Here is a 22,995-nt window from a genome sequence, read left to right as displayed (position 1 = left end):
AAATAACGGTCTTCAGGAAACACCATGCGAACAGATACCGGCCAGGTCATACATCTGGCAGATTACCGTCCCACCGACTTCGTGCTGGAACGCGTGGACCTGACCTTCGAACTCGATCCGACGGAGACCAAGGTCGAAGCTCGTCTCATCTTTCACCGCCGCCCGGGCGCCGACATGACCGCGCCGATCGTGCTCGACGGCGACGAGTTGACCCTGGCGGGGCTGCTGTTCGACCAGGTGGAGCTCGATCCCACGCGTTATGACGCGACGCCGGAAAGCCTCACGGTGCGCGACCTGCCGGAAAGCGCTCCCTTCGAGCTAACGATCACCACGATCATCAATCCCGAGGCCAATACCCAGCTAATGGGGCTCTATCGCACCGGCGGCATCTACTGCACGCAGTGCGAGGCGGAGGGCTTCCGTCGCATCACCTATTTCCCCGACCGGCCCGACGTGCTTGCGCCGTTCACCGTCAACATCATCGCCGACAAGGAGGCCAATCCGCTGCTCCTGTCGAACGGCAACTTCCTCGGCGGCGCCGGCTACGGCCCGGGCAAACATTTCGCCGCCTGGTTCGACCCGCATCCGAAGCCGAGCTACCTCTTTGCCCTGGTCGCCGGCGATCTCGGCGTCGTCGAAGACACATTCACCACCATGTCCGGCCGCGACGTGGTGCTGAAGATCTATGTCGAGCATGGCAAGGAGCCGCGCGCGGCCTATGCCATGGATGCGCTGAAGCGCTCGATGGCGTGGGACGAAGAGAGGTTCGGGCGCGAATATGATCTCGACATCTTCATGATCGTCGCCGTCTCCGACTTCAACATGGGCGCGATGGAGAACAAGGGCCTCAACGTCTTCAACGACAGATACATCCTTGCCGATCCCGAGACCGCGACCGATGCCGACTACGCCAATATCGAGACGGTCATCGCGCACGAATATTTCCACAACTGGACCGGCAACCGCATCACCTGCCGCGACTGGTTCCAGCTGTGCCTCAAGGAAGGCCTGACGGTCTTTCGTGACCAGGAATTTACCTCCGACCAGCGCTCACGCCCGGTCAAGCGCATCGCCGATGTGCGCCATCTGAAGTCCGAGCAGTTTCCGGAAGATGGCGGCCCGCTCGCCCATCCGGTGCGGCCGACGACATATCGCGAGATCAACAATTTCTACACGAGGACCGTCTACGAGAAGGGCAGCGAAGTCACGCGGATGATCGCGACGCTGCTCGGCAGAGACGGCTTCAAGAAGGGCATGGATCTCTATTTCGACCGCCATGACGGGCAGGCAGTGACGATCGAGGATTTCGTCAAATGCTTCGAGGATGCGAGCGGGCGCGACCTCACGCAATTCTCGCTCTGGTACCATCAGGCCGGCACGCCGCTCGTCACCGCATCGGGCAGCTATGATCCGGCGGCCGGCAGCTTCACCCTGTCGCTCGAACAGATGACGCCTGCTACACCCGGCCAGCCGAGCAAGGAACCGATGCATATCCCGCTCAGCCTGGCGCTCTTCGGCGAAAACGGCGGCAAGATCGCGCCGAGCTCGGTCGAGGGCGCCGAGTATGCCGGCGAGGTGCTGCATCTGACCGGCCGCACGCAGACGGCGGTTTTTCACGGCGTCGGCTCGCGCCCCGTCGTCTCGATCAACCGCAGCTTCTCGGCGCCGATCAACCTGCATTTCGATCAAAGCCCGGCCGATCTTGCTCATCTTGCCCGCCACGAGACGGATCATTTCGCCCGCTGGCAGGCGCTGACCGATCTGGCCTTGCCGAACCTTCTGAAAGCTGCCCGCGACGCGCGCGAGGGCAAGCCGGTCGTCTGCGAGCCGACCTTCGTCGAGACGCTGATTGCGGCGGCCGCCGACGAAAGCCTCGAGCCCGCCTTCCGCGCCCAGGCGCTGGCGCTGCCGAGCGAATCCGATATTGCCCGCGAACTCGGCGGCAATAACGATCCCGACGCCATCCATGCCGGCCGGCAGGCAATCCTCAAACAGATCGCCGATGCCGGAAAGGATGTCTTTGCCGGCCTCTACGCAGCGATGGCGACATCCGGCGGCTTCAGCCCCGATGCCAAGAGCGCCGGCCTGCGCGCGCTGCGCAATAGCGCGCTGACCTATCTCGCGCACGCCGAACAGACGACTGCGCGCGCCAAGGCAGCCTTCGACGCAGCCGACAACATGACCGACCTCAGCCATGCGCTGACGATCCTCGCCCATCGTTTCCCCGACAGTGCGGAGACAAGCGAGGCGCTGGCCGCCTTCCGCGATCGCTTTGCGGAAAACGCGCTCGTCATCGACAAATGGTTCACGATCCAGGCCGGCATTCCAGGCGTCGAGGCGCTGGACCGGGTGCGCGGCCTGATGGAGAATCCGCTTTTCAAGCGGACCAACCCGAACCGGATGCGGGCACTGGTCGGAACCTTCGCCTTTGCCAATCCGACCGGTTTCGGCCGGGCCGACGGCGAAGGCTATCGCTTCCTCGCCGGTCAGATTCTCGAGATCGACGGCCGCAACCCTCAGCTTGCGGCCCGGATTCTCACCGCGATGCGCTCCTGGCGCTCGCTGGAACCGACACGCGCCGATCACGCCCGCTCCGCACTGATCGAGATCGAGCGAGCGCCCGACCTTTCCACTGACGTGCGCGATATCGTCGAGCGCACGCTTAAAGGGTGATTTGCCCGGACGGGCCGTCGCGCAGCATGCGACGGCCGCTTCGCCCGGCGATTCGAATCGCCCGAAAGATACGAAAATATAAATAGTTAACGGATTTTTACCTTTACCTCTGGACAAGGCGAATCACCCATGATTCTCTAGGTCAGGTTCGAGCGAGCGGCGCGCGAATCACACGAGGGACAAGGCGAAGAGATGATGGACGTGCGGCGGGCAACCGTGGCCGGAGGACGGCTGCGTGTCGATTTTGACGGGCTGAAAGCCTGGCGAGACAGCCTCTCCGGTCGCTCGACATCGGAACCCCTCCTGCGTCATCTGCCGAAGGCGGAGCTCATCTTGAAGCGCGCCATTCCGGCATTGATCATCGCCTTCCTCTCCGTCGTCGCCGCCTCGCATTTCTTCGGCATGATGAGCGAATATAGCCGGCTCGAGGCCTCCGCCCGCCATGCCACCGCGCTTTCGGCGGCAACGGCGTCTGCCGTATTTGCCGATGCGGCCGACATATTCGACAGCGGCGATATCGCCGAGGGACAGGCCCGGCTTGCCAGGTACCTGCCGCAGGACCGGCTGGACAACGGCGCCTTCGTGCTGCTGGTGCAGGCCAGCGGCAAGGTCTTTGCCGCAACCACCGCCGGGCTTCCGCGTGTCGGCAGCAATGTCGGCGATTTCTTCCCCGAAGTCTCGGCGATCCGCCGTTTCGGTGATCGGGCCGGCGTCATCGAAACGACGATCGGCGGCGTGCCGCACTATGCCGAGATCACGCTGATGGGCAATGCTGGCGGCTATGTCGTCGCCGCCACCTCGCTCGAGGAGGTCGGCCGGCTCTGGCGCGAGGAGCTGGCGCTCAACGTCACTCTGTTTGCCGGCATCTCCTCAATCCTGCTCGTCATCCTCTATGCCTATTACACGCAGGTGAAGCGGGCCCGCGACGCCGACGACATCTTCCTGGAATCGAACCTGCGCGTCGAGACGGCGCTGTCGCGCGGCCGTTGCGGCCTTTGGGACTTCGATTTCGAGAACCGGGAATTCTTCTGGTCGCGCTCGATGTACGACATGCTCGGCCTGCCGGGCTCCGACAAGACGATGAGCTTCGGCGAGGCCGCGCGGCTGATGCATCCCGACGACGGCGGCCTCTACGAGATCGCCCGCGCCATCGCCAAGGGCCATTCCGGCCAGGTCGACCAGATCTTCCGCATGCGCCATGCCGGCGGCCACTATGTCTGGATGCGCGCCCGCGCCCAGGTGATCCGCAGCAATTCCGGCCGCATGCACCTGATCGGCATCGCCATGGACGTGACCGAACAGCACCGGCTCGCCCAGCGCTATGCGGAAGCCGACCAGCGGCTCGCCGACGCCATCGAATGCACCTCGGAAGCCTTCGTGCTCTGGGACAAGAACGACCGGCTCGTCATGTGCAACACGCATTTCCAGCAGGCTTACGGGCTGCCGGACAGCGTGCTGGTGCCCGGCACCGAGCGCTCGATCGTCAATGCCGCCGCAGCTCGCCCCGTGATCGAACGGCGGATCGCCGATGCCGACGGCTCCGGCTATTCCCGCACGACCGAGGTGCAGCTGGCCGACGAGCGCTGGCTGCAGATCAACGAGCGGCGCACCCGCGACGGCGGCAGGGTGTCCGTCGGAACCGACATCACGCTGATGAAACGCCATCAGGAGCGGTTGCGCGAATCCGAACGCCGGCTGATGGCGACGATCGGCGATCTTTCCGCCTCGCGCCAGACGCTGGAAATCCAGAAGGCCGAGCTATCGACGGCCAACGCCAACTATCAGGCGGAGAAGGAACGCGCCGAGGCTGCCAACAAAGCCAAGTCGGAATTCCTCGCCAACATGTCGCACGAGCTGCGCACACCGCTGAATGCCATTCTCGGCTTCTCGGAAATCCTGCAGAACCAGATGTTCGGGCCGCTCGGCTCGCTGAAATACGACGAATATGCCCGCGATATCCATGACAGCGGCAAGCATCTACTCAACGTCATCAACGACATCCTCGACATGTCGAAGATCGAGGCCGGCCATCTCCGGCTGCATCGCGAGCGCATCGACCTCGTGCCGCTGATCGAGGAAAGCCTGCGCTTCACCGCCATTCCGGCGGCCGAAAAGAATATCCTCATCGACCAGCGCATCTCTTCCGGCCTGACGCTGACGGCCGACCGCCGGGCGATGAAACAGGTGCTGCTCAACCTGCTCTCCAACGCCGTGAAGTTCACGGACAATGGCGGCCGCATCGCGGTGCGCACACGCCGCGTCGACGGCGCCGTCACCGTCACCATCGCCGATACCGGCATCGGCATCCCGCGCTCGGCGCTGTCGAAGATCGGCCAGCCTTTCGAACAGGTTCAGAGCCAGTATGCCAAAAGCAAGGGCGGCTCCGGCCTCGGGCTTGCCATCTCGCGTTCGCTGACCGCGCTGCATGGCGGCCGCATGAAAATACGCTCGCGCGAAGCGGTGGGCACGGTGATCTCGCTGTGCATCCCGGATGATGCTTAAGCTTTGACCACGCTCAAAAAAATCTTCCTGACCGCCTTGGAAAGCCGTTTCACCTCGCCCTCCAGGATCCCGATGTCGGGGCAGTCGCCGGCGCGGCAGACGAGTTCGACGAGGCCGGACGGTGCGTCGTTCGGGTCGAACTCGCTCTCGATGCAGAGTCGGATCAGCTGTGAAAGGCTGGTGTAGAGCGCGAAGGCTTCCAGGCATGTGTCGAGATCGGCCGCCGCCATCAGCCCACCGCCCAGCACTTTCAGGGCCTCGCCGGTACTCATTCCGTTGACGGCGACATCAACGCCCTTGGCGGGCGCGATCAGCGCCAGGTATTGGGCGATGAATTCGAGATCGACGACGCCGCCGGGGATCAGCTTCAGGTCCCAGGGGCCGGAAGGCGGTTTTTCCGTTTTGATCAGTTCGCGCATCTCGGCGACGTCATGCGCCACCTTGGCGATGTCGCGATCGGCCGACAGCACCTCCCGGACGATATGCTCCGCCTCGGCGATCAGGCTGTCATCCCCGGAGATCAGCCGGGCGCGGCTGAGCGCCATATGCTCCCAGGTCCAGGCCTCCTCGCGCTGATACTTGCCGAAGGCATTGATGCGGGTGGCAACCGGCCCCTTGTTGCCGGAGGGGCGCAGCCGCATGTCGACCTCATAGAGCACGCCTTCGGCCGTCGGCGCCGACAAGGCGGCGATCAGCCTCTGCGTGATGCGGGTGAAGTAGCGCGTCGCGTCGAGCGGCTTCGGCCCGTCGGATTCGGAGGCGGCGTCGTCATAATCATAAAGCAGGATCAGATCGATATCCGATCCTGCAGTCAGCTCGAAGCTGCCGAGTTTGCCCATGCCGGCGATGGCGATGCGCCCGCCGGGGTACTCGCCGTGTGCGGCCCGCATCTCGCTTGTCACGGCATCGAGTGCGGCGGCGATGATGAGATCGGCGAGATGGGTGAAGGCGCGGGCGGCCATTGCGCCATTGATTGCGCCGGTGAGCAGGCGGATGCCGATCAGGAAGCGCTGTTCGGCGGCAAAGATGCGCAGCCGGTCGAGCACCTCCTCATAATGGCGCGCCTGGACGAGCGAGCCCTTCAGCCGCTCGCCGAGATAATCGCGCGTCGGCAGCTCGGCCATCAGGCCAGGATCGAGCATGCCATCAAAAACATGCGGCTTGGCGGCGATCACTTCGGCCAGCCGCGGTGCCGAGGACATGACGTTGACGATCAACGACAGGAGCGCCGGGTTGCTGCCGAGCAGCGAGAAGAGCTGGATGCCGGCGGGAAGGCCCGAGATGAAACTGTCGAAGCGCAGCAGCGCCTCGTCGGCGCGCTTGCTTTCGCCGAAGACGCGCAGGAGTTCCGGCGCCAGCTCCGTCAGCCTTTCACGCGCCTCCACCGATTGCGTCGCGCGGTAGCGGCCGTAATGCCAGGTTCGGATGATGCGGGAAATGTCGGACGGCCTGGTGAAGCCGAGCTTCCTCAAGGTCTCCAGCGTATCCGGATCGTCGCCCTGGCCGGTGAAGACGAGGTTTCCGGTTTCCGTGGAAAGCTTGCTCTCCTGTTCGAATAGGCGGGCATACCGCCGCTCTACCGTCTTCAGCACGCCGACCAGCCGTTCGGTAAAGCTCGGCGTGTCGGTAAAGCCCATCATGAAAGCGATGCGCTTGAGGTCGGCGTCGGTCTCCGGCAACAGGTGGGTCTGCTCGTCGCGCACCATCTGGATGCGATGTTCGACGTCACGCAGGAACCAGTAGGCCTCCGTCAGTTCGTCGCGAGTCTCGGCGTCGATCCATTTCGCCTTGGTGAGCTCGCCGAGCGTCTCCTCCGTCCCGCGGCCGCGCAGCGCCGGCATGCGGCCGCCGGCGATCAGCTGCTGGGTCTGGACGAAGAATTCGATCTCGCGGATGCCGCCGCGCCCGAGCTTGACATTATGGCCCTTGACCGCGATGGCGCCGTGCCCCTTATGCGCGTGGATCTGCCGCTTGATCGAGTGGATATCGGCGATCGCCGCGTAATCGAGATATTTGCGGAAGACGAAAGGCGACAGCCCGCGCAGGAATTCCTCGCCCGCAGCAAGGTCGCCGGCCACGGCGCGCGCCTTGATAAAGGCCGCCCGCTCCCAGTTCTGGCCCCTGCCCTCGTAATAGATCATCGCCGCGTCGACCGGGATCGCCAGCGGCGTCGAGCCGGGATCCGGGCGCAATCGCAAATCGCTGCGGAAGACATAACCATCAGCGGTGCGCTCCTGCAGGATGCGCACCAGCCGGCGCATCATCCTCGGGAACACCTCGATGGCGTCATCGGGGTCGGGCACGATGCCGGCCTGCTCGTCGAAAAAGACGACGAGGTCGATATCGGAGGAGTAGTTAAGCTCGCAGGCGCCGAGTTTGCCCATGCCGAGCACGATCAGTCCCGAGCCCTCGCTCGGCTTCGCCGGATCCCGCAGCCTGACTTTTCCGCCCTCATGCGCGGAGAGCAGCAGATGGTCGATTGCAGCGGCGACAGAGGCTTCGGCGAGCTCGCTCAGCCAGGCGGTCGTGGCCCGGCCATCGACGATGCGCGAGAGATCGGCGAGTGCAACGAGGAAGGCGGCCTTGCGCTTGATGATCCGCAGCCTGCTCATTACCGCCGATTCGGCCGGCGCGTCCCCCTCGCCCGGCCGCCAACAGTCCCGCGCCTCGGCGATCAGCGCTTCGATCTGCGGCTCCAAGGGTTGGGTGATGGCGCCGGCGAGGATGGCCGGGTCGAGATTGACGATTTCGCGCAGGTAGGGCGAGAGCGTCAGCACCGCGGCGATGAAATCGCGCAGCCGCCCCTCGCTCTTCAGCATCGCGGCGACGGCCGGCTCGCTTTTGCCGGCCTGCTGGAGGTCGCTCATCGCCAGCTTCAGCTCCGTCTGGCTCAGCGGTCGCAACAGCCCTTCGCCAACGTCCTTCAGGCCATGCGTCGATTTCGTCAGCATACGCTCTCCCTGGCTTTGGAGCGGACGGAAAAGGCCGGCAGAATCACGGCCCCGTTTTCTCGATCGGAATTAAACTAGGGTCTCGGCGCCAAACCGCCAATACGCGATTCAACCGATCGTGTTTCCGCATAAGCGGTTTAGGCAGCCTTAGCCGGGAAGATCATGCTGACGGTCAGTCCGCGTTGTTCCGGCTGGTCCGGATTGGTATCGGAGAGCTCCAGCCGGCCGTTGTGCAGTTCCATCACCGCCTCCACCAGCGAAAGTCCGAGCCCCGTGCCCGGTTTCGAGCGGCTTTCGTCGAGGCGCACGAAACGCTTGACCACGTCGTCGCGCCGATCGGCCGGAACACCCGGCCCATGGTCGGCCACTGACAGGCAGATGCCATCCGGGCGGCGGGCAAGCTTCAGCGACACCTCGCCCGCCCCTTGCCTATCGGACGAATATTTGATCGCATTGTCGAGGAGGTTGAAGATCGCCTGACCGATCAGCTCGCGATTTCCCTGCACCTCGATCCCGGGTTCGACGCTGGCGCTCAAGCCGAGCCCGGCCTCTTCCGCCGCCGGCTCGTAAAGCTCGGCGCTGTCGGAGACAATGGCCGACAGCTCGACCGGCGACATCTCCGCGGCGACCGATCCGGCCTCGACACGCGAAATCATCAGCAGCGCGTTGAAGGTGCGGATCAGCTGGTCCGATTCGGAAATGATGCCTTCGAGTGCTACCCGCCGCGTATCGGTATCGGTCATGTCGAGCGCATCGGCCGCCTTGTTGCGCAGCCGGGTCAGCGGCGTCTTGAGATCGTGGGCGATGTTGTCGGAGACCTGCCGCAGGCCTTCATTCAGCTTCTCGATGCGCTCCAGCATGGTGTTCAACGACATCGACAGCCGATCGAACTCATCGCCGGAGCCGCCAACCGGCAGACGCTGCGACAGGTCGCCGGCCATGATCTTCTTGCTCGCATCCGACATGCGGTCGATGCGTTTGAGCGCATTGCGGCCGATGGCGAACCAGATGATGATCGCGCCGAGCCCCATAATCGCCAGCGCCACCATCAATGCCTGACGCACCAGGAGACGGAAACGTTCGGGATCGCCGAGGTCGCGGCCGATCAGGATCCGCAAGCCGTTGTCGAGCACGAAGATATTGGCGATCGCCCGATGGCGCCGCTCGAGACCGCCGCCGTCGGTATAACGCTGATAGGCGAAGGGCGCGGAAGTCCAGCCGACCTCCTCGAAGACGCCCGGCTGCACAGAGGCGACATTGCCAGCGAGAATATCGCCCGACGGGCCGGCGATGATATAGAGATTGGCGCCCGGCTGGCGGGCGCGCCGCTCCATCGTGCGCAGCAGGAGGTTCATGCCGCCGGTGTCGTAGGCGCGCTGCACCTGCTCCACCTCCTGCTTGACGGCATCGCGGATCTGGCCGGTCAGCAGCCGTTCCGACATCGCCGTCACATAGAAGACGAGGGTCGCGGCGCAGATGGCGAAAAGCAGGATATAGAGTGCCGAAAGGCGGACTGCGGTGGACTTGAAGAGAACCCTGAAGCGGCTCATCCCTCGTCCTTGATCATATACCCCGCGCCCCGAATGGTTTTCAGGAGCGGCTGGCTGAAGTCCTTCTCGATCTTCGAGCGCAGGCGCGAGACATGGACGTCGATGACGTTGGTCTGCGGGTCGAAGTGATAGTCCCAGACGTTTTCGAGCAGCATGGTGCGAGTCACCACCTGGCCGGCATTCTTCATGAGATATTCGAGCAGGCGGAATTCGCGCGGCTGCAGCGGAATTTCCTTGCCGCCGCGGCGCACTTCGTGGGAGAGCCGGTCGAGTTCGAGATCACCGACGCGATAGACGACATCCTGCTCCGGCGTGCCCTTGCGGCGGCCAAGCACCTCGACACGGGCGAGTAGCTCGCTGAAGGCATAGGGCTTCGGCAGGTAATCGTCGCCGCCGGCGCGAAGACCGGTCACACGGTCATCGACCTGGCCGAGCGCCGATAGGATGAGGACCGGCGTATGGATGCCTTTGCGGCGCAACTCACTGATGACGGAAAGCCCGTCGCGGCGCGGCAGCATACGGTCGATGACGATGACGTCATAGGTATTTTCCGATCCCATGAACAGACCGCTCTCGCCGTCGCTGGCGTGATCGGCGACAATGCCCGCCTCGCGAAAGGCTTTCGTGAGGTAGGCCGCGGCTTCGAGATCATCTTCGATGATGAGAATCTTCATGCGGCCGACATTACCCACCGGCTGCGTTTCGGCAAGGCTCAAAGCATCTGGCTGCGGAGCGGTGCTCATCGCGATCATCCTTCAAAGATCAGAGGAATGAGCCGCGCGGAGTTTCCTCCGCGCGGCTTCCGTTTTCCCTAAGGATCAGCCCTGGCCGTTGATCGGAAGCGCAACGAAACGGCTACCTTCGCTGGACTGGATCTGGAACAGCGCCCGGGTGCGGCCGTCCTTCTTGGCCTGGTTCAGCACCTTGACGACATCGGCAGCGGTAGAGACCTCCTGGTTGTTGACCGAGGTGATCTTTTCGCCTTCCTTGATGCCCTTGTCGGCGGCATCGGAGTCCGGATCGATCCCGGTGATCGCGAGGCCCTTGCCGTCGTCAGAGGGACCAACCGTCAGGCCGAGATCGGCAAGCGCCTTCTCGGAAGCCGGTGCCTCAGGCTGCTGCGGCTGGTTGTTGTCGTCGGCGCTGGCATCCTTCTGATCGGCCGGCAGCGTGCCGAGTTCGACGGTGAGCGACTGGGCCTTGCCGGCGCGCCAGACCGAAAGCTCGGCCTTGCTGCCCGGCTGCATCGCACCAATGCGGCGGCTGAGATCGCGGGCATCCTTGATCGTTTCGCCATTGAGTGCGGTGACCACGTCACCGGCCTTCATGCCGGCCTTGTCACCCGGCGATCCAGGCTGCGGGGCAACAACGAGCGCGCCGCTCGGTTCGGAAAGGCCGATGGATTCGGCGATGTCCTTGGTCACCGGCTGGATCTGGACGCCCAGCCAGCCGCGCGAGACCTGGCCATCCTTCATCAGGTCGGCGACCACGTCCTTGGCGGTCGAGGCGGGAATGGCGAAGGCGATGCCGACGCTGCCGCCTGACGGCGAGAAGATCGCGGTATTGATGCCGACGACTTCGCCGTTGAGGTTGAAGGTCGGACCGCCGGAATTGCCGCGGTTTACGGCCGCATCCACCTGCAGGTAATCGTCATAGGGACCGGAGCCGATATCGCGGCCGCGGGCCGAGACGATGCCAGCAGTGACCGTGCCGCCGAGACCGAAGGGATTGCCGACCGCGACAACCCAGTCGCCGACGCGGACATTGTTGTCGTCAGCCCAGTTGACGTATGTGAACTTCTTGCCCTTGCCATCGACCTTCAGCACGGCGAGGTCGGTGCGCGGATCCTTGCCGATCAGCTTGGCATCGAGCTCGGTTCCGTCATTCATGACCACGACGAAAGCCTGACCGTCGGAAACGACGTGATTGTTGGTGACGATATAGCCGTCTTCGGAGATGAAGAAGCCGGAGCCTTGAGCGACCGGACGCAGACGGCCCTTGCCGGGACCGTTCGGGCCACCCGGACCGTTCTGGCCAAAGCGGTGCTGGTGGCCGCCCTGCTGGTCGTTCGGATCCTGGCCGAACTGACGGAAGAAGCGCTTCAGCGGGTGATCATCGGGCAGGTCGTCGAAACCGCGGCCGTTGAAATCGAAGGAGAAGCCGTCATTGTCGGCGACGGGATTGACGCGGTTTTCGACGCGGACGGACACAACGGCGGGCGAAACGGCATCAACGACATTGGCGAAGCTCGGAACGGCAGGCGCCTGAACCTTGACCGCCTCAGCGTAGGACCGGGTGATTTCGAGCGGAACGCCGGTTGCGAGCACAGCGGCTGCGATACCGGCGACGGTAGAAGCCTTGAGCACAGTGGCGAGGGACGGACGTCCGTTGAAATTCTTCAGCATTGGAGCACCTTCTCTTGTTCTTGGATCTTCAGACCGGCACCGCCGGCTCAGTCGATGACTGAAGATATAGGATGGCGCACCTTACTGCGAACTGTCCGGCCAATGAAAAGTTCGTAATGTTTGAGAACTTTGCTTGCCCGCACCCGAGCATCGCGACGATTAGATTGGGGTTGGCGTTACTTATCCAGCAGCTCGTTCAATTGCGCCTGTTCTTCCGGAGTCAATTTGCTGCCGGTCGGCTTGCCAGCCCGTCTGCGCGCAAAGACCAGCAGCGACAGTCCCCCGACGAGCACCAGCAGCGCAGGCGCGCCCCAGAGCAATACCGTCTTCATGCTCAACCGCGGCTTGAGCAGCACGAATTCGCCGTAGCGTGAGACGATATAGTCCAGCACTTCCTCGTCGCTGTCGCCGTCCTTGATGCGCTCGCGCACCAAGAGGCGCAGGTCTTTGGCCAGTTCGGCATTGGAATCGTCGATCGACTGGTTCTGGCAGACCATGCAGCGCAGCTCGGCCGAAAGCGTCCGGGCGCGCGCCTCCAGCGCCGGATCGGCCAGCACCTCGTCGGGATTGACGGCGAAGACCGGGGCGGCCGAAAGCATCAGGGCCAAAACCAGGAGCAGTCGCCGCATCATTCCGCCGGCTCCATGGCAGGAGCCGCCGGCCTTGTCGGCTTCGCCTTTCGGCGCGGGGCGCCGACGCGCAGGCGGCGGTCGGAGAGCGAGACGAGGCCGCCGGCCGCCATGATCAGCGCGCCGCCCCAGATGCAGAGGATGAACGGCTTCCACCAGATGCGCACGACGATGCCGCCCTCCTGGGTGGCGTCGCCGAGCGAGACATAGAGCTGGCTGAGGCCGAAGGTCAGGATGCCGGCCTCGGTCGTCGGCATCTGCCGGGCGGTATAGAGCCGCTTGGCCGACCAGGTGTCAGCGACCGCAACCCCGGCGCGCCGGACGCTGAAGTGGCCGCGCTCCTCGCTATAGTTCGGCCCCCTGCCCGGCTGCATGCCGTCGAACTGCAAACTGTAGCCGCCGGCCTCGACCGTCTGGCCCGGCTTCATCTCGACGACATGCTCGCTCTGGAAGGTGGTGACGGCGACGATGCCGAGCACGCTGACGCCGAGCCCGGCATGGGCGAGCGCCGTGCCGAAGGCCGAACGCGGCAGACCGGCAAGCCGGCGCCAGGCGATGCTTCCTGCTACTTTGCCGATGCCGGCGCGATACCAGAGATCGGCAATGGCGCCGAGGATCAGGAACAGCCCGGCCGCCAGCCCGAGCACTGATAGCACCGGCCCGCCATGTTCGAGATAGAAGACGATGAGGGCGGCCAGGAAGGCGAGAGCCGCGACGGCATAGAGCCGCTGGAGGGCGCCGAGCAGATCCCCGCGCTTCCAGGCCAGCAGCGGCCCGAACGGCACGATGACGATCAGCGGCGCCATTAGGAGGCCGAAGGTCAGGTTGAAGAAGGGCGGCCCGACGGAGATCTTGTCGCCGGTCAGCGTTTCCAGGAGCAGCGGATAGAGCGTGCCGGTCAGGACCGTGCCGCAGGCGACCGTCAGGACCAGGTTGTTGAGGACCAGCGCCGCCTCGCGCGAGATCGGCGCAAACAGCCCGCCGGCCGCAAGCTTCGGCGCCCGCAGGGCAAACAGCGACAGGGCCCCGCCGATGAAGATCAACAGGATCGACAGGATGAAGACGCCGCGGGAGGGATCGCTGGCGAAGGCATGCACCGAGGTCAGCACGCCGGAGCGCACCAGGAAGGTGCCCATCAGCGACAGCGAGAAGGTGAGGATGGCGAGCAGCACCGTCCAGATCTTCAGCGCCTCGCGCTTTTCCATGACGAGGGCCGAATGCAGCAGCGCCGTGCCGGCGAGCCACGGCATGAAGGAGGCGTTCTCCACCGGGTCCCAAAACCACCAGCCGCCCCAGCCAAGCTCGTAATAGGCCCAGTAGGAGCCCATGGCGATGCCAAGCGTCAGACAGGTCCAGGCGGCCAGCGTCCAGGGCCGGACCCAGCGCGCCCAGGCGGCGTCGATGCGGCCTTCCAGAAGGGCGGCGACGGCAAAGGAGAAGCAGACGGAAAAGCCGACATAGCCGAGATAGAGCAATGGCGGGTGGATCGCGAGACCGACATCCTGCAGCACCGGATTGAGGTCGCGGCCCTCGGCCGGAGCCGGATCGAGCCGCAGGAAGGGATTGGAGGTCAAAAGGATGAACAGGGTGAAGGCGAGCGAGATCCAGGCCTGCACGGCAAGCACATTGGCCTTCAGCGTCTCCGGCAGATTGCGGCCGAAGACGGCGACCAGCGCGCTGAACAGCGTCAGGATCAGCAGCCAGAGCATCATCGATCCCTCGTGATTGCCCCAGACGCCGGAATATTTGTAGATCAGAGGCACCAGCGAATGCGAATTCTCCCAGACATTCTCGACCGAGAAGTCGGAGACGACATGGGCATAGGTCAAGACGGCGAAGGCAAAGGCGACGAGCGCGAACATCGCCAGCGCGCCGGAGGTCGCCACATCCATCATCGCCCGGTCATGACGGCGGGCGCCGATGACAGGCACGATCGAGACGATCAGCGCCGTCGCCAGCGCCAGCACCAGGGCGTAATGGCCGATCTCGATGATCATGGCGTCGCCTTTGCCTCCTGCCCCTGGCTCCGTCCCCCCTGGCTCTGCCCCCCCTGGCTTTGTCCGCCTTGGCCTTCCTGCCACAGGCCCTGCGCCTTCAGCTTGTCGGCAACCTCCTTCGGCATATAGGTCTCGTCATGTTTGGCGAGCACCGTGTCGGCGACAAAGACGTTGCTGCCTGAGGCAAACATGCCCTCGGTGACCACACCCTGGCCCTCGCGGAACAGATCCGGAAGGATGCCGGTATATTGGACCTTGACCGCATTGGCGCTGCCGTCGGTGACGGCAAACTCCACCGTCGAGCCGGCGCCGCGCACGACGCTGCCTGCCCCGACCAGGCCGCCCAGCCGGATGCGGGTCTGCGGCGCCACCGGGGTCTTGGCCAGATCCGCCGGCATATAGAAATAGGCCACCGACTGGCTGAAGGCGAACATCACCAACAGCACCGCCGCAACGATGAAACCCATCCCGCCCGCGATCACCGCAAGGCGCTTCTGCTTGCGCGTCATTGCGTCAGTCCCTCCGTAGAGATGCCTAGTTCCCTGGCAAGCGCCAGCAATTGCCGGCCCTGTTCACCCGTCGGCGGAAAGGCCGCAAGGCCGCGCTTCAGGGCGCTGGCCGCGCGATCCTTGTCGTTCAATACGGCGTAAGAGCGGACGAGCCGCATCCATCCCTCGAAATTGTTGGGCTCGGCGCTCAGCTTGGCGTCGAGGCTTTCGACCATGCCACGGATCATCTGCTGGCGGTCGCCGGAGCTCATGTCTTCGGCCGCCGCCACATCTTCCGATGTCGGTCCGCCAGGCGCTGTCGGCTGGGCAGCCGCGCCGCCGTTCTTGGCGATATGTTCGTTGACCAGCGGCAGCCAGGGCGCATCGGCAGGCGATTGCTGCGCCAGCGCTTCGAAGGCCCGGCGCGCCTCCTCGGCCCGCCCCGCCTGCTCCATGCTGAGGGCGACATAGAAGCGGGCCCGCGGATTGTCCGGTTCCAGGGTCAGCGACTGCTCCAGCGCCTGGCGCGCCTCTTCCGTCACCACGCCGTCGGAGACCGCCATCAGCGTCTCGGCAAGGCCATCGAGCCGGATCGGGCTCGGGCCGAGAAGCCGGATCGCGTTGCGATAGGCGACCTGGGCATCGTTGACCCGCATCGTGCGGAAATAGATCGGCGCCAGCACGTCCCAACCCTTGCCGTCGTCGGGGTTCGCAGCCAGATGCCGTTCCGCCTTGGCGATCAGCACCGCCACATCATTGCCGGGATTTTCCAGCCGCGCTTCGAGCGGCTGCGAGGGCAGGTCCGGCCTGCCCATCGTCAAATAAAGACAGAGCCCGAGCACCGGCAGGATCAGGAGCACGAAGGCTTCGGTGACACGGTGATGCCGTGCGGCTTTCGGCGTCGTCTCCGGCTCGCCGGCAGAAACGGCGATCAGCCGCCGGCCGATTTCGGCCCTGGCATAGTCAGCCTCTTCCGGCGTGATCAGCGCACCGGCAAGATCGCGGTCGAGTTCACGCAGCTGGTCGCGATAGACTGCCGCCTCACCGGCACGGCTGTCCTCCGCCGCCTTCGCGCCACGCAGAAGGGGGTACAGCAGAATGACGGCGACGGCTGCCGTCAGAACGGCAACGAGAATCCAGAACAGCATAGCGGCCCAAATACGTGAAGCGCGGCGCTATTCCAACTGCGAAAGCCGGAATGACGAAGATTTGAGGCTATTCGCCGCAAGTCAGCTTGGAATGAGCCTCACCCGAGCGGCGACCAGCTGCCGTCGTCGTTGCGGCAGGCGGCGCCTCGCGCCACGGTGTCCTTGCCGTCGACCGTCAGAGTATGGGTATACTGCCGGCAGTTCTGGGAGCCGACCTGATAGGGCGCTGCCGCCACCACCTTGCCGGTGACGTTCCTGCCGCTCCAGACCACGGGCTGGCCGACGGCTGCCCCTTCCAGCGCCCGATATTCCGCCTCAAGCGCTCTTTGCTTGTCGCTGTCGCTCAGCGTGACGCCGCTGCGCCCGACGATGCCGCCATGCAGCGCGGCAATGAAGACGGCCGATGCCGAGGGTTTGCTGGAAAAAATGCCGCGCGAGGCAGCCCCCTTCGTCGTCGTGCAGCCGGTGAGCGCGACGGCGAGAAGCAGGATGGAAACGATCATGCCTTGCGAGCGTAAAATCATTGCGTCGAACCACGATCAGAGGTCACATTACAGCCGATCGAAGTGCAGCGTCCCCGTGTCAGCATTAAGGCAAAGCATGCTATGCGTTTGCCACTATCCTTGTGACATCAAGCAGTTGGTCATGCAACATCCTTTGTGACGCCGGGCAGGATAAGCTTCGCCTTCAGCCCGCCCCACTCGCCGCGGGACAGTTCCAGCCGCCCCTGGTACTCATTGGAAATCTCGGTGACGATCGACAGGCCGAGCCCGGTTCCTGGCTTGCTTTCGTCGAGCCTGCGGCCGCGTTTCAGCGCCTCGCGGATCTGGTCGGGCTCCAGGCCTGGCCCGTCGTCCTCGACGGCGAGCTCCACCCAATGGCGGCGCGCACTCGCCCCCGCCCCTTTCACCTCCTCGCCCGCCTCGACGGCCGTAAGCCGGACCCTGCTCTTGGCGAATCGCGCCGCATTTTCCAAGAGATTGCCGACCGTCTCCTCAAGATCCTGCTGCTCCATGGCGACGGCCAGATGCGGCGGCGAGACGACGAGATCGAATTCGGTCTCGATATTCAGCCGGCGCATGACACGCACCAGCCGTTCCAGCGCCGGCTCGGCTTCGGTGCGCGCAAGCACGGATTCGCGCTGCGCGGCGATGCGGGCCCGGTTGAGATAGGACTGCACCTGCCCCTGCATCGATTCCGCCTGGCTGCGCACCAGTTCGCCATGGGGTTTTTCCAGAACACGCGCCTCGTTCAAAAGAACGGCGATCGGCGTCTTCAGCGAATGAGCGAGATTGCCGACCTGCATGCGCGCCCGCTCGACGATGCGGCGGTTGCTGTCGATCAGCGCGTTGACCTCGTTGGCGAGCGGCAGAATCTCGCGCGGGAAGTCGCCTTTGAGCTGCTCGCTCTCACCGGCGCGGATCCGCTCCAGGGCTGCGCGCGCCTTGTCGAGCGGCTTCAGGCCGTAAAGAATGGCGAGTGCATTGACGATCAGGCTGCCGACGCCGAAACCGGCGAGCGCCAGATAGAGGCTGTGGGAAAAGGTGCGCACGTCGTCCTCGACGACATCGACATTGCCGGTGACGCGGAAGCGCGCCGCGCGTCCGTCGGTGTCGAGTACCACTTCGGTTTCGGCGACCTGCACGCGGTTTCCGGAGGCATCCGTCACTTGGTAGTAGCGTTCGTAATTCTTATCGAAGGGTGCCTCGACGACGGAGGGAACCGGGATGACCGCCGATCCGAGCGAAGGCGACACCAGCGGCGCTGTGGTATAGGTGCCGAGCGGCTCCACCACCCAATACCAGCCGGTCTTCGGCTGGGCAAAGCGCAGATCGCCGAGCTGCGGGCTGCCGCTCAGCGCCCCCTGATCGCCGATCGTGACGGAATTGATGACGTTATAGAGCTGTGCCCGCAAGAGATCCTGGAAGCCGCGTTCGGCGCTCTTGCGGTAGAGCGTCGAGATCAGCAGGCCGATCACCACCAGCGCCACCGTCGACCAGACCGTGGTCAGCAGCAGCACGCGTGCGGTGAGCGACTTAATTCGCATGTTTCGGCGCTTGGATGCGGTAGCCGAGACCGCGCACCGTTTCGATCAGGTCGACGCCCATCTTCTTGCGCAGACGGCCGACGAAGACCTCGATCGTGTTGGAGTCGCGGTCGAAATCCTGGTCGTACATGTGCTCGACCAGTTCGGTGCGCGAGACGACCTCGCCCATGTGATGCATGAGATAGGCAAGCAGCCGATATTCGTGCGAGGTCAGCTTCAGCGCCGTGCCGTTGACCGTCGCCTTCGAGGACTTGGTATCGAGCCGCACCGGCCCGCAGACGATCTCGGAAGAGGCATGCCCGGCGGCGCGCCGGATCAGCGCCCGGATGCGCGCCAGCACTTCCTCGACATGGAAAGGCTTGGTGACGTAATCGTCGGCGCCGGCGTCGATGCCGGCGACCTTGTCGCTCCAGCGGTCGCGCGCCGTCAGGATCAAAACCGGCATGCCGCGGCCGGCGCCGCGCCATTTTTCGAGCACTGTGACGCCGTCCATCTCCGGCAGGCCGATATCGAGGATGATGGCGTCATAGGGTTCAGTATCGCCGAGGAAATGGCCTTCTTCACCGTCGAACGCCTGGTCGACGACATAGCCAGCCTCCTTCAGCGTGTCGGTCAGCTGCCGGTTGAGGTTGACGTCGTCTTCGATTACCAGGATGCGCATCGGTCCACCTTCGTCCGCTTCAAATCGATCATGTTCTGAATAGACCGATTCCGCCTACATCGGAACCTTTACCGTCACCTTGCGCGGACGCTGGCCGTTGCCCGACACGAGAACGGTGATGATGCAGCTATCGCCCAACGGTTGCACGGACAGCAGCTGGCCGCCCGTCTGCTCGACGACCTGGGCTGCGGCGGCGCTGCAATCGCCCGCCACGCGCAGGACGAGGGTGCCCGCGCCGTCCGGTGAGGGCGCCGATACCACCAGTCCGGCGGCCACTACTGCGACGCTCAGAGGAAAGGCCATGTGCTATGCTTTCAAGGGTAGTTCCAACTTGCTGCGACTATGTACTCACGCGACCTGAATGGCAAATGAATGCGTTGTAATACAGGGCGCTTAGAACCGTTCTCGACTGTTGGCGACAGGCGGCGTCAGTTGCTGAAAACCGTTGCCGCGGCGGCCTTCTGCGCGCGGGAAAAGTCTTCGGCACCAGACGTATACGGAAAGCTCGGAGTGGATGCTGGGGTCAAGCCCGGGCGCGGCGGGCTGCCGGGAATTGCAATCACAGCTTTTACCGGCTGATTGAACCTGTTATGTCCTTGCGGCTCCCGCATTCAGCCCTTTCAGCACCAATGCCAAACTCCTTCCGCTTCCGCTCGGCGCAGACGGTCTTCGTGCTCGCCATTACCCAGCTGGTCGGCTGGGGTACCACCTTCGACATGCTCGGGGTGATGGGCCGTATCGTGGCGCCGGACCTCGGCATGGCGAACGAGGTGGCGTTTGCCGGGCTGACGATCATGATGACGGTCAGCGCCATCGTCGGCCCTGCGACCGGCCGCTGGCTTGGCCGTTATGGTGCGGCTCGGGTGCTTTCGGCGGCTTCCCTGACCTTTGCCATCGGCCTCAGTCTGCTCGCCGCCGCCAACGGCGTCATTCTCTACGCCGCCGCGTGGATCGTGATCGGCGCCGGTGGCGCGCTCGGCCTGTCGGCGCCCGCCTATACCGCCGTCGTCGAGCGCGAAGGGATGAACGGAAAGGGGGTCATTGCCGTGCTGATGCTGTTCACCGGGCTTTCGAGCGCCATCTTCTGGCCGGTCCTCAGCCTGCTCAACGAAACCGTCGGCTGGCGCTTCACCTTCCTCGTCTGCGCAGGCCTGCAATTCTTCATATGCCTGCCGCTGCATCTTTTCGCCCTGCCGAAGCCGATCGCGGCCCACATCGACGGCGGGAAAGCCGACATCGCCCCGGGGCCGCTGTCGAAGCCGGCGCAGCGCAAGGCCTTCCTGCTGATTGCCGCGGCGACGACCATCACCACCTTCATCACCTTCGGCATCTCGCCCTCGCTGCTCGAGATCTTCCGCCAGTCCGGCGCCTCGCCGACCTTCGCGCTGCAGCTCGGCTCGGCCCGCGGCGTGCTCGGGATCTCGGCGCGTTTCCTCGACATGCTGCTCGGCCGGCGCGGCAATCCCATCGTCAGCGCCGCCATGGGCATCGGCCTGATGCTGGTTAGCTTCCTGATGATGCTGGCCGCCAGTCCGTCGACGCCGCTGCTCGTCAGCTTTGTCCTGCTCTATGGCTTCGGCTCCGGCGTCATGACCGTCGCCCGCGCACTTCTGCCGCTCGCCTTGTTTTCGCCGCGCGAATTCGGCCTGCAATCGGCGCGGCTGTCGCTGCCGCAGAACCTCGCCAATGCGATCGCCCCAGTCGTCTTCACCGCCATCCTCGACCGCGCCGGCACCGGCCCGGCGCTTTTCGCCGCTGCCGTTCTTGCCGCCCTGTCTCTCACCCTGGTGCTGATGCTTATGACGCTGGTGCGCGGTGCGCGGGCAACGCAGCCGAGTCCTGCCCCTTCATGACGCCGTCTTCCGCTGACGCATGAACCGTCGCGTTTGACGAATCTTTTGAATCGTTTGCCGCCAATTTTTCGAAAGTTGGGTCCGGTGGCTCAGGCTGCATTCAACATCCGGCGCCCCCGAGTCCGGAAAGCTGCTTATCTCTTTGAAATTTCAGCGAAACAATGGCCGGCAGCCGAGGGCTGCCGATTCAGAGCGGCCGCGTCACCGCCGCGCGGCTGTCGTAGTCCGCGGCAATGCGCTTTTCCCGCAGCGGCCGAACACGCTCGATCGAGCGCTGATAATCGGGATGCGCCTTATAGGCGGCGAGAGCCGCCTCGTCATCGAACTCGCCGTAGACGACAAGATCAATCTCGGTACCCAGCTGATCGGTCTTCACGTTGGTGCCGATTTCCAAGAGCCGCGCGTGCGGAATGGCGGTCAGGATCGAAAGCCCGGCCCTTACCTCCTCCAGATGTTCCTCCTGCACGGTGAAGAAGACGATGTGGCGGATCACGCGGAAGCTCCTGTCAGATTTCAAAGGTCAGCCGCGCGATAACATGTGCGCTCCTGGCCTTCAATCGCGCGGCCTGCCCTGCGCGGCATCCGGACGCATTGCCGCATGGAAGGCCTTGGCGTAGCCAGCGAGCTTCTCGGCCCGGTCGGTGCCATTGACGATGCGGCGCGCATTGACCCAGTCCTCGGTCGTCGCATTCAGGTGATCGGCAAGTTTGTGGCCGGTGAAGCTGCCCTGCAGCATGCCTTCGATCAGGATCGTCACCGCCGCATCCATCTCCATCGCCCGGTCGGGATCGGCAACGAGATCGATGCCGGTCAACGCGCTCATCGCCTCGTAATTCCGCTTGTGGGTGAGTTGCACCAGACCGCGCCCCAGCCAGCAGCGGCCGTCCTGGTCCGGCCGCCAGTAGGGCGTCCTTACCCAGGAGAGCCGGCCGGTGGCAAAGGCCGCCTCGAGGATCTCGACCGCGCGGGCATCGGATTGCGCCAACGTCTCGCGGACCGGCTGCATCGTATAGGCAGTCTCGTGGTAAGCGGTGGCGAGGATATAGGCCAGCCATCGGCGGTCGGCAGGCGCGAACCGCCTTTCCCAGGCGTCGAGAATCGCGGTGATGCCCTCCACCTGAGGCTGAGTTAGCTCTCCTTTGAATAGCCCGTCGCGAACCGCATCAAAAAAGAACATCCGATCCATGTGGACAACCATACCGCGCTTCCCGGGAATCTCGTGGTTAAAACCGTCTTAATCGATTAAAATCAACTTAATCGTTTGAAGTGTCTAAGCCCCTGATTTACACGGCTTTTGTCTTGTGCGATGCATTTCCTTGTCCCGAAGCCCTACCACCGCAAGAGGAGACTTCCGATGCAGACGCCCGCCACTCCGCAAGCCACCATTCCCCAGCATGTCGTCGACCAGATGGAAAATGAATGGCGCCAGATTCGCGTTGAACGAGAGAACACCCGCCCGACCCGGCAGCCTCAACAGCAGCGGTGAGAAATACAGGCAAAGCGGCGCGGATGTAAGGGCTGCCCTCATCGCGTTGCGGCCCCAAGCCGCTTCGCCAGGGTTTCCACCGACCGGATGAAGACCGTTTCATCTGCGAGCGCGCGCGACAGCACCAGCGCCCCTTGAATGCCGCAGACGCCTTCCTCGGCCAGCGTTTGCGCCTCCTCCTCGACACAGCCGGCCCGCATCAGCGCCGATCGCAACGCGTCGATCCAGCGAATGAAATAATCGCCGATCGCTCGGGAAAACCGCTCGCGCGTGTCGTCGAGCGCGAAGGCGCCGACGAGGCAGATACGGCGGCCGGAGCGGAAGTAATCATTCACATTCGCCCACATTGCCGCGATCGCCTGACGGGCATCGTCATTGCGCAACGGCCGATAGACCGCCGCGTCGAACCAGGCATCGATATCGGCAAGCACGGCGCCGGCCATCTCCTCCTTGCCACCCGGGAAGAAGTGATAAAGGCTGCCCTTGCCGATGCCGGTGCGTTCGGTGATTCGGCTGAGCGTGGCGCCCTCATAGCCGAGCTCGCGGAAGATTTCCGCGAGCAGCGGCACGATGTCGGCGCGTTCATAGACGGTCTTCACCGGCTT

At 64.2% G+C, this 22,995-nt stretch carries 18 protein-coding genes and 1 pseudogene; 4 read left to right on the top strand and 15 right to left on the bottom strand.

The window, feature by feature from the left end; translation table 11 throughout:
* The first annotated feature begins 24 nt into the window (after positions 1–24).
* Positions 25–2,673, top strand: a complete 2,649-nt coding sequence (gene pepN / locus J2J99_RS06880; protein WP_168294203.1) for an aminopeptidase N — start codon at positions 25–27, stop codon at positions 2,671–2,673.
* A 192-nt stretch (positions 2,674–2,865) separates the two neighbouring features.
* Positions 2,866–5,175 carry a PAS domain-containing sensor histidine kinase gene (locus tag J2J99_RS06875; protein WP_168294204.1) on the top strand — a complete coding sequence of 770 codons (2,310 nt, stop codon included), beginning with the start codon at positions 2,866–2,868 and terminating at the stop codon, positions 5,173–5,175.
* Here the strand turns inward: J2J99_RS06875 and J2J99_RS06870 are convergent.
* The 12 genes from J2J99_RS06870 to J2J99_RS06815 all read right to left on the bottom strand — a co-directional run bounded on the left by J2J99_RS06870 (position 5,172) and on the right by J2J99_RS06815 (position 19,354).
* The gene (locus J2J99_RS06870) at positions 5,172–8,126 is read right to left on the bottom strand and encodes a bifunctional [glutamine synthetase] adenylyltransferase/[glutamine synthetase]-adenylyl-L-tyrosine phosphorylase (RefSeq protein WP_168294205.1); all 2,955 of its coding nucleotides are present in this window, start codon (positions 8,124–8,126) and stop codon (positions 5,172–5,174) included. The two genes, J2J99_RS06875 and J2J99_RS06870, sit on opposite strands and share 4 nt — an antisense overlap.
* A gap of 137 nt (positions 8,127–8,263) precedes the next feature.
* Entirely contained in the window at positions 8,264–9,676 is a 1,413-nt protein-coding gene (locus tag J2J99_RS06865; protein WP_168294206.1) for a sensor histidine kinase, read from the bottom strand.
* Positions 9,673–10,428: a response regulator transcription factor gene (locus J2J99_RS06860; RefSeq protein ID WP_375337381.1), complete on the bottom strand. Its 756-nt coding sequence runs from the start codon at positions 10,426–10,428 to the stop codon at positions 9,673–9,675. The genes J2J99_RS06865 and J2J99_RS06860 overlap by 4 nt, the downstream gene beginning before the upstream one ends.
* Before the next feature lie 66 nt (positions 10,429–10,494).
* Positions 10,495–12,081 carry a Do family serine endopeptidase gene (locus J2J99_RS06855; RefSeq protein ID WP_168294208.1) on the bottom strand — a complete coding sequence of 529 codons (1,587 nt, stop codon included), beginning with the start codon at positions 12,079–12,081 and terminating at the stop codon, positions 10,495–10,497.
* Between the two features lie 176 nt (positions 12,082–12,257).
* Positions 12,258–12,713 carry a cytochrome c-type biogenesis protein gene (locus J2J99_RS06850; protein ID WP_168294209.1) on the bottom strand — a complete coding sequence of 152 codons (456 nt, stop codon included), beginning with the start codon at positions 12,711–12,713 and terminating at the stop codon, positions 12,258–12,260.
* Complete coding sequence (locus J2J99_RS06845; RefSeq protein WP_168294210.1) at positions 12,710–14,707, bottom strand: heme lyase CcmF/NrfE family subunit; 1,998 nt, start codon at positions 14,705–14,707, stop codon at positions 12,710–12,712. Before J2J99_RS06845 ends, J2J99_RS06850 begins: the two co-directional genes overlap by 4 nt.
* Positions 14,704–15,216, bottom strand: a complete 513-nt coding sequence (ccmE, locus tag J2J99_RS06840) for a cytochrome c maturation protein CcmE (protein ID WP_168294211.1) — start codon at positions 15,214–15,216, stop codon at positions 14,704–14,706. The genes J2J99_RS06845 and ccmE overlap by 4 nt, the downstream gene beginning before the upstream one ends.
* Positions 15,213–16,343, bottom strand: coding sequence for a c-type cytochrome biogenesis protein CcmI (gene ccmI / locus J2J99_RS06835; protein WP_168294212.1), 1,131 nt, complete (start codon positions 16,341–16,343; stop codon positions 15,213–15,215). Before ccmI ends, ccmE begins: the two co-directional genes overlap by 4 nt.
* A gap of 98 nt (positions 16,344–16,441) precedes the next feature.
* A complete protein-coding gene (locus J2J99_RS06830) occupies positions 16,442–16,867 on the bottom strand; it encodes a hypothetical protein (RefSeq protein WP_168294213.1) in 426 nt (141 codons plus the stop codon).
* Between the two features lie 119 nt (positions 16,868–16,986).
* Positions 16,987–18,390 carry a sensor histidine kinase gene (locus J2J99_RS06825; protein WP_168294214.1) on the bottom strand — a complete coding sequence of 468 codons (1,404 nt, stop codon included), beginning with the start codon at positions 18,388–18,390 and terminating at the stop codon, positions 16,987–16,989.
* The gene (locus J2J99_RS06820; protein WP_064682001.1) at positions 18,380–19,051 is read right to left on the bottom strand and encodes a response regulator transcription factor; all 672 of its coding nucleotides are present in this window, start codon (positions 19,049–19,051) and stop codon (positions 18,380–18,382) included. The genes J2J99_RS06825 and J2J99_RS06820 overlap by 11 nt, the downstream gene beginning before the upstream one ends.
* Before the next feature lie 54 nt (positions 19,052–19,105).
* On the bottom strand, positions 19,106–19,354 hold the full coding sequence (locus J2J99_RS06815) for a hypothetical protein (RefSeq protein WP_168294215.1): 249 nt from the start codon (positions 19,352–19,354) through the stop codon (positions 19,106–19,108).
* Between the two features lie 326 nt (positions 19,355–19,680).
* On the opposite strand from J2J99_RS06815, the gene J2J99_RS06810 reads away from it, so the two are divergent.
* Positions 19,681–20,904: an MFS transporter gene (locus J2J99_RS06810; RefSeq protein WP_168294216.1), complete on the top strand. Its 1,224-nt coding sequence runs from the start codon at positions 19,681–19,683 to the stop codon at positions 20,902–20,904.
* Between the two features lie 187 nt (positions 20,905–21,091).
* On the opposite strand, the gene J2J99_RS06805 is transcribed toward J2J99_RS06810, so the two are convergent.
* A complete protein-coding gene (locus J2J99_RS06805) occupies positions 21,092–21,397 on the bottom strand; it encodes a Dabb family protein (protein ID WP_039618754.1) in 306 nt (101 codons plus the stop codon).
* A gap of 13 nt (positions 21,398–21,410) precedes the next feature.
* Positions 21,411–22,102 (bottom strand): annotated as a pseudogene (locus tag J2J99_RS06800) (hypothetical protein).
* A gap of 156 nt (positions 22,103–22,258) precedes the next feature.
* On the opposite strand from J2J99_RS06800, the gene J2J99_RS34450 reads away from it, so the two are divergent.
* Positions 22,259–22,390, top strand: a complete 132-nt coding sequence (locus tag J2J99_RS34450) for a hypothetical protein (protein WP_259665744.1) — start codon at positions 22,259–22,261, stop codon at positions 22,388–22,390.
* A gap of 38 nt (positions 22,391–22,428) precedes the next feature.
* Here J2J99_RS34450 and J2J99_RS06795 read toward each other — a convergent pair whose 3' ends face one another.
* Positions 22,429–22,989 (bottom strand): TetR/AcrR family transcriptional regulator, encoded by a 561-nt coding sequence (locus tag J2J99_RS06795; protein WP_168294218.1) that lies wholly within the window; start codon positions 22,987–22,989, stop codon positions 22,429–22,431.
* Between the last annotated feature and the right edge of the window lie 6 nt (positions 22,990–22,995).

The sequence above is a fragment of the Rhizobium binae genome (genome assembly GCF_017357225.1).
In the GTDB taxonomy this organism is placed as follows: domain Bacteria; phylum Pseudomonadota; class Alphaproteobacteria; order Rhizobiales; family Rhizobiaceae; genus Rhizobium; species Rhizobium binae.
The sequence above is the reverse complement of the archived record's forward strand: the minus strand, read 5'-3'. Positions and strand labels throughout refer to the sequence as shown.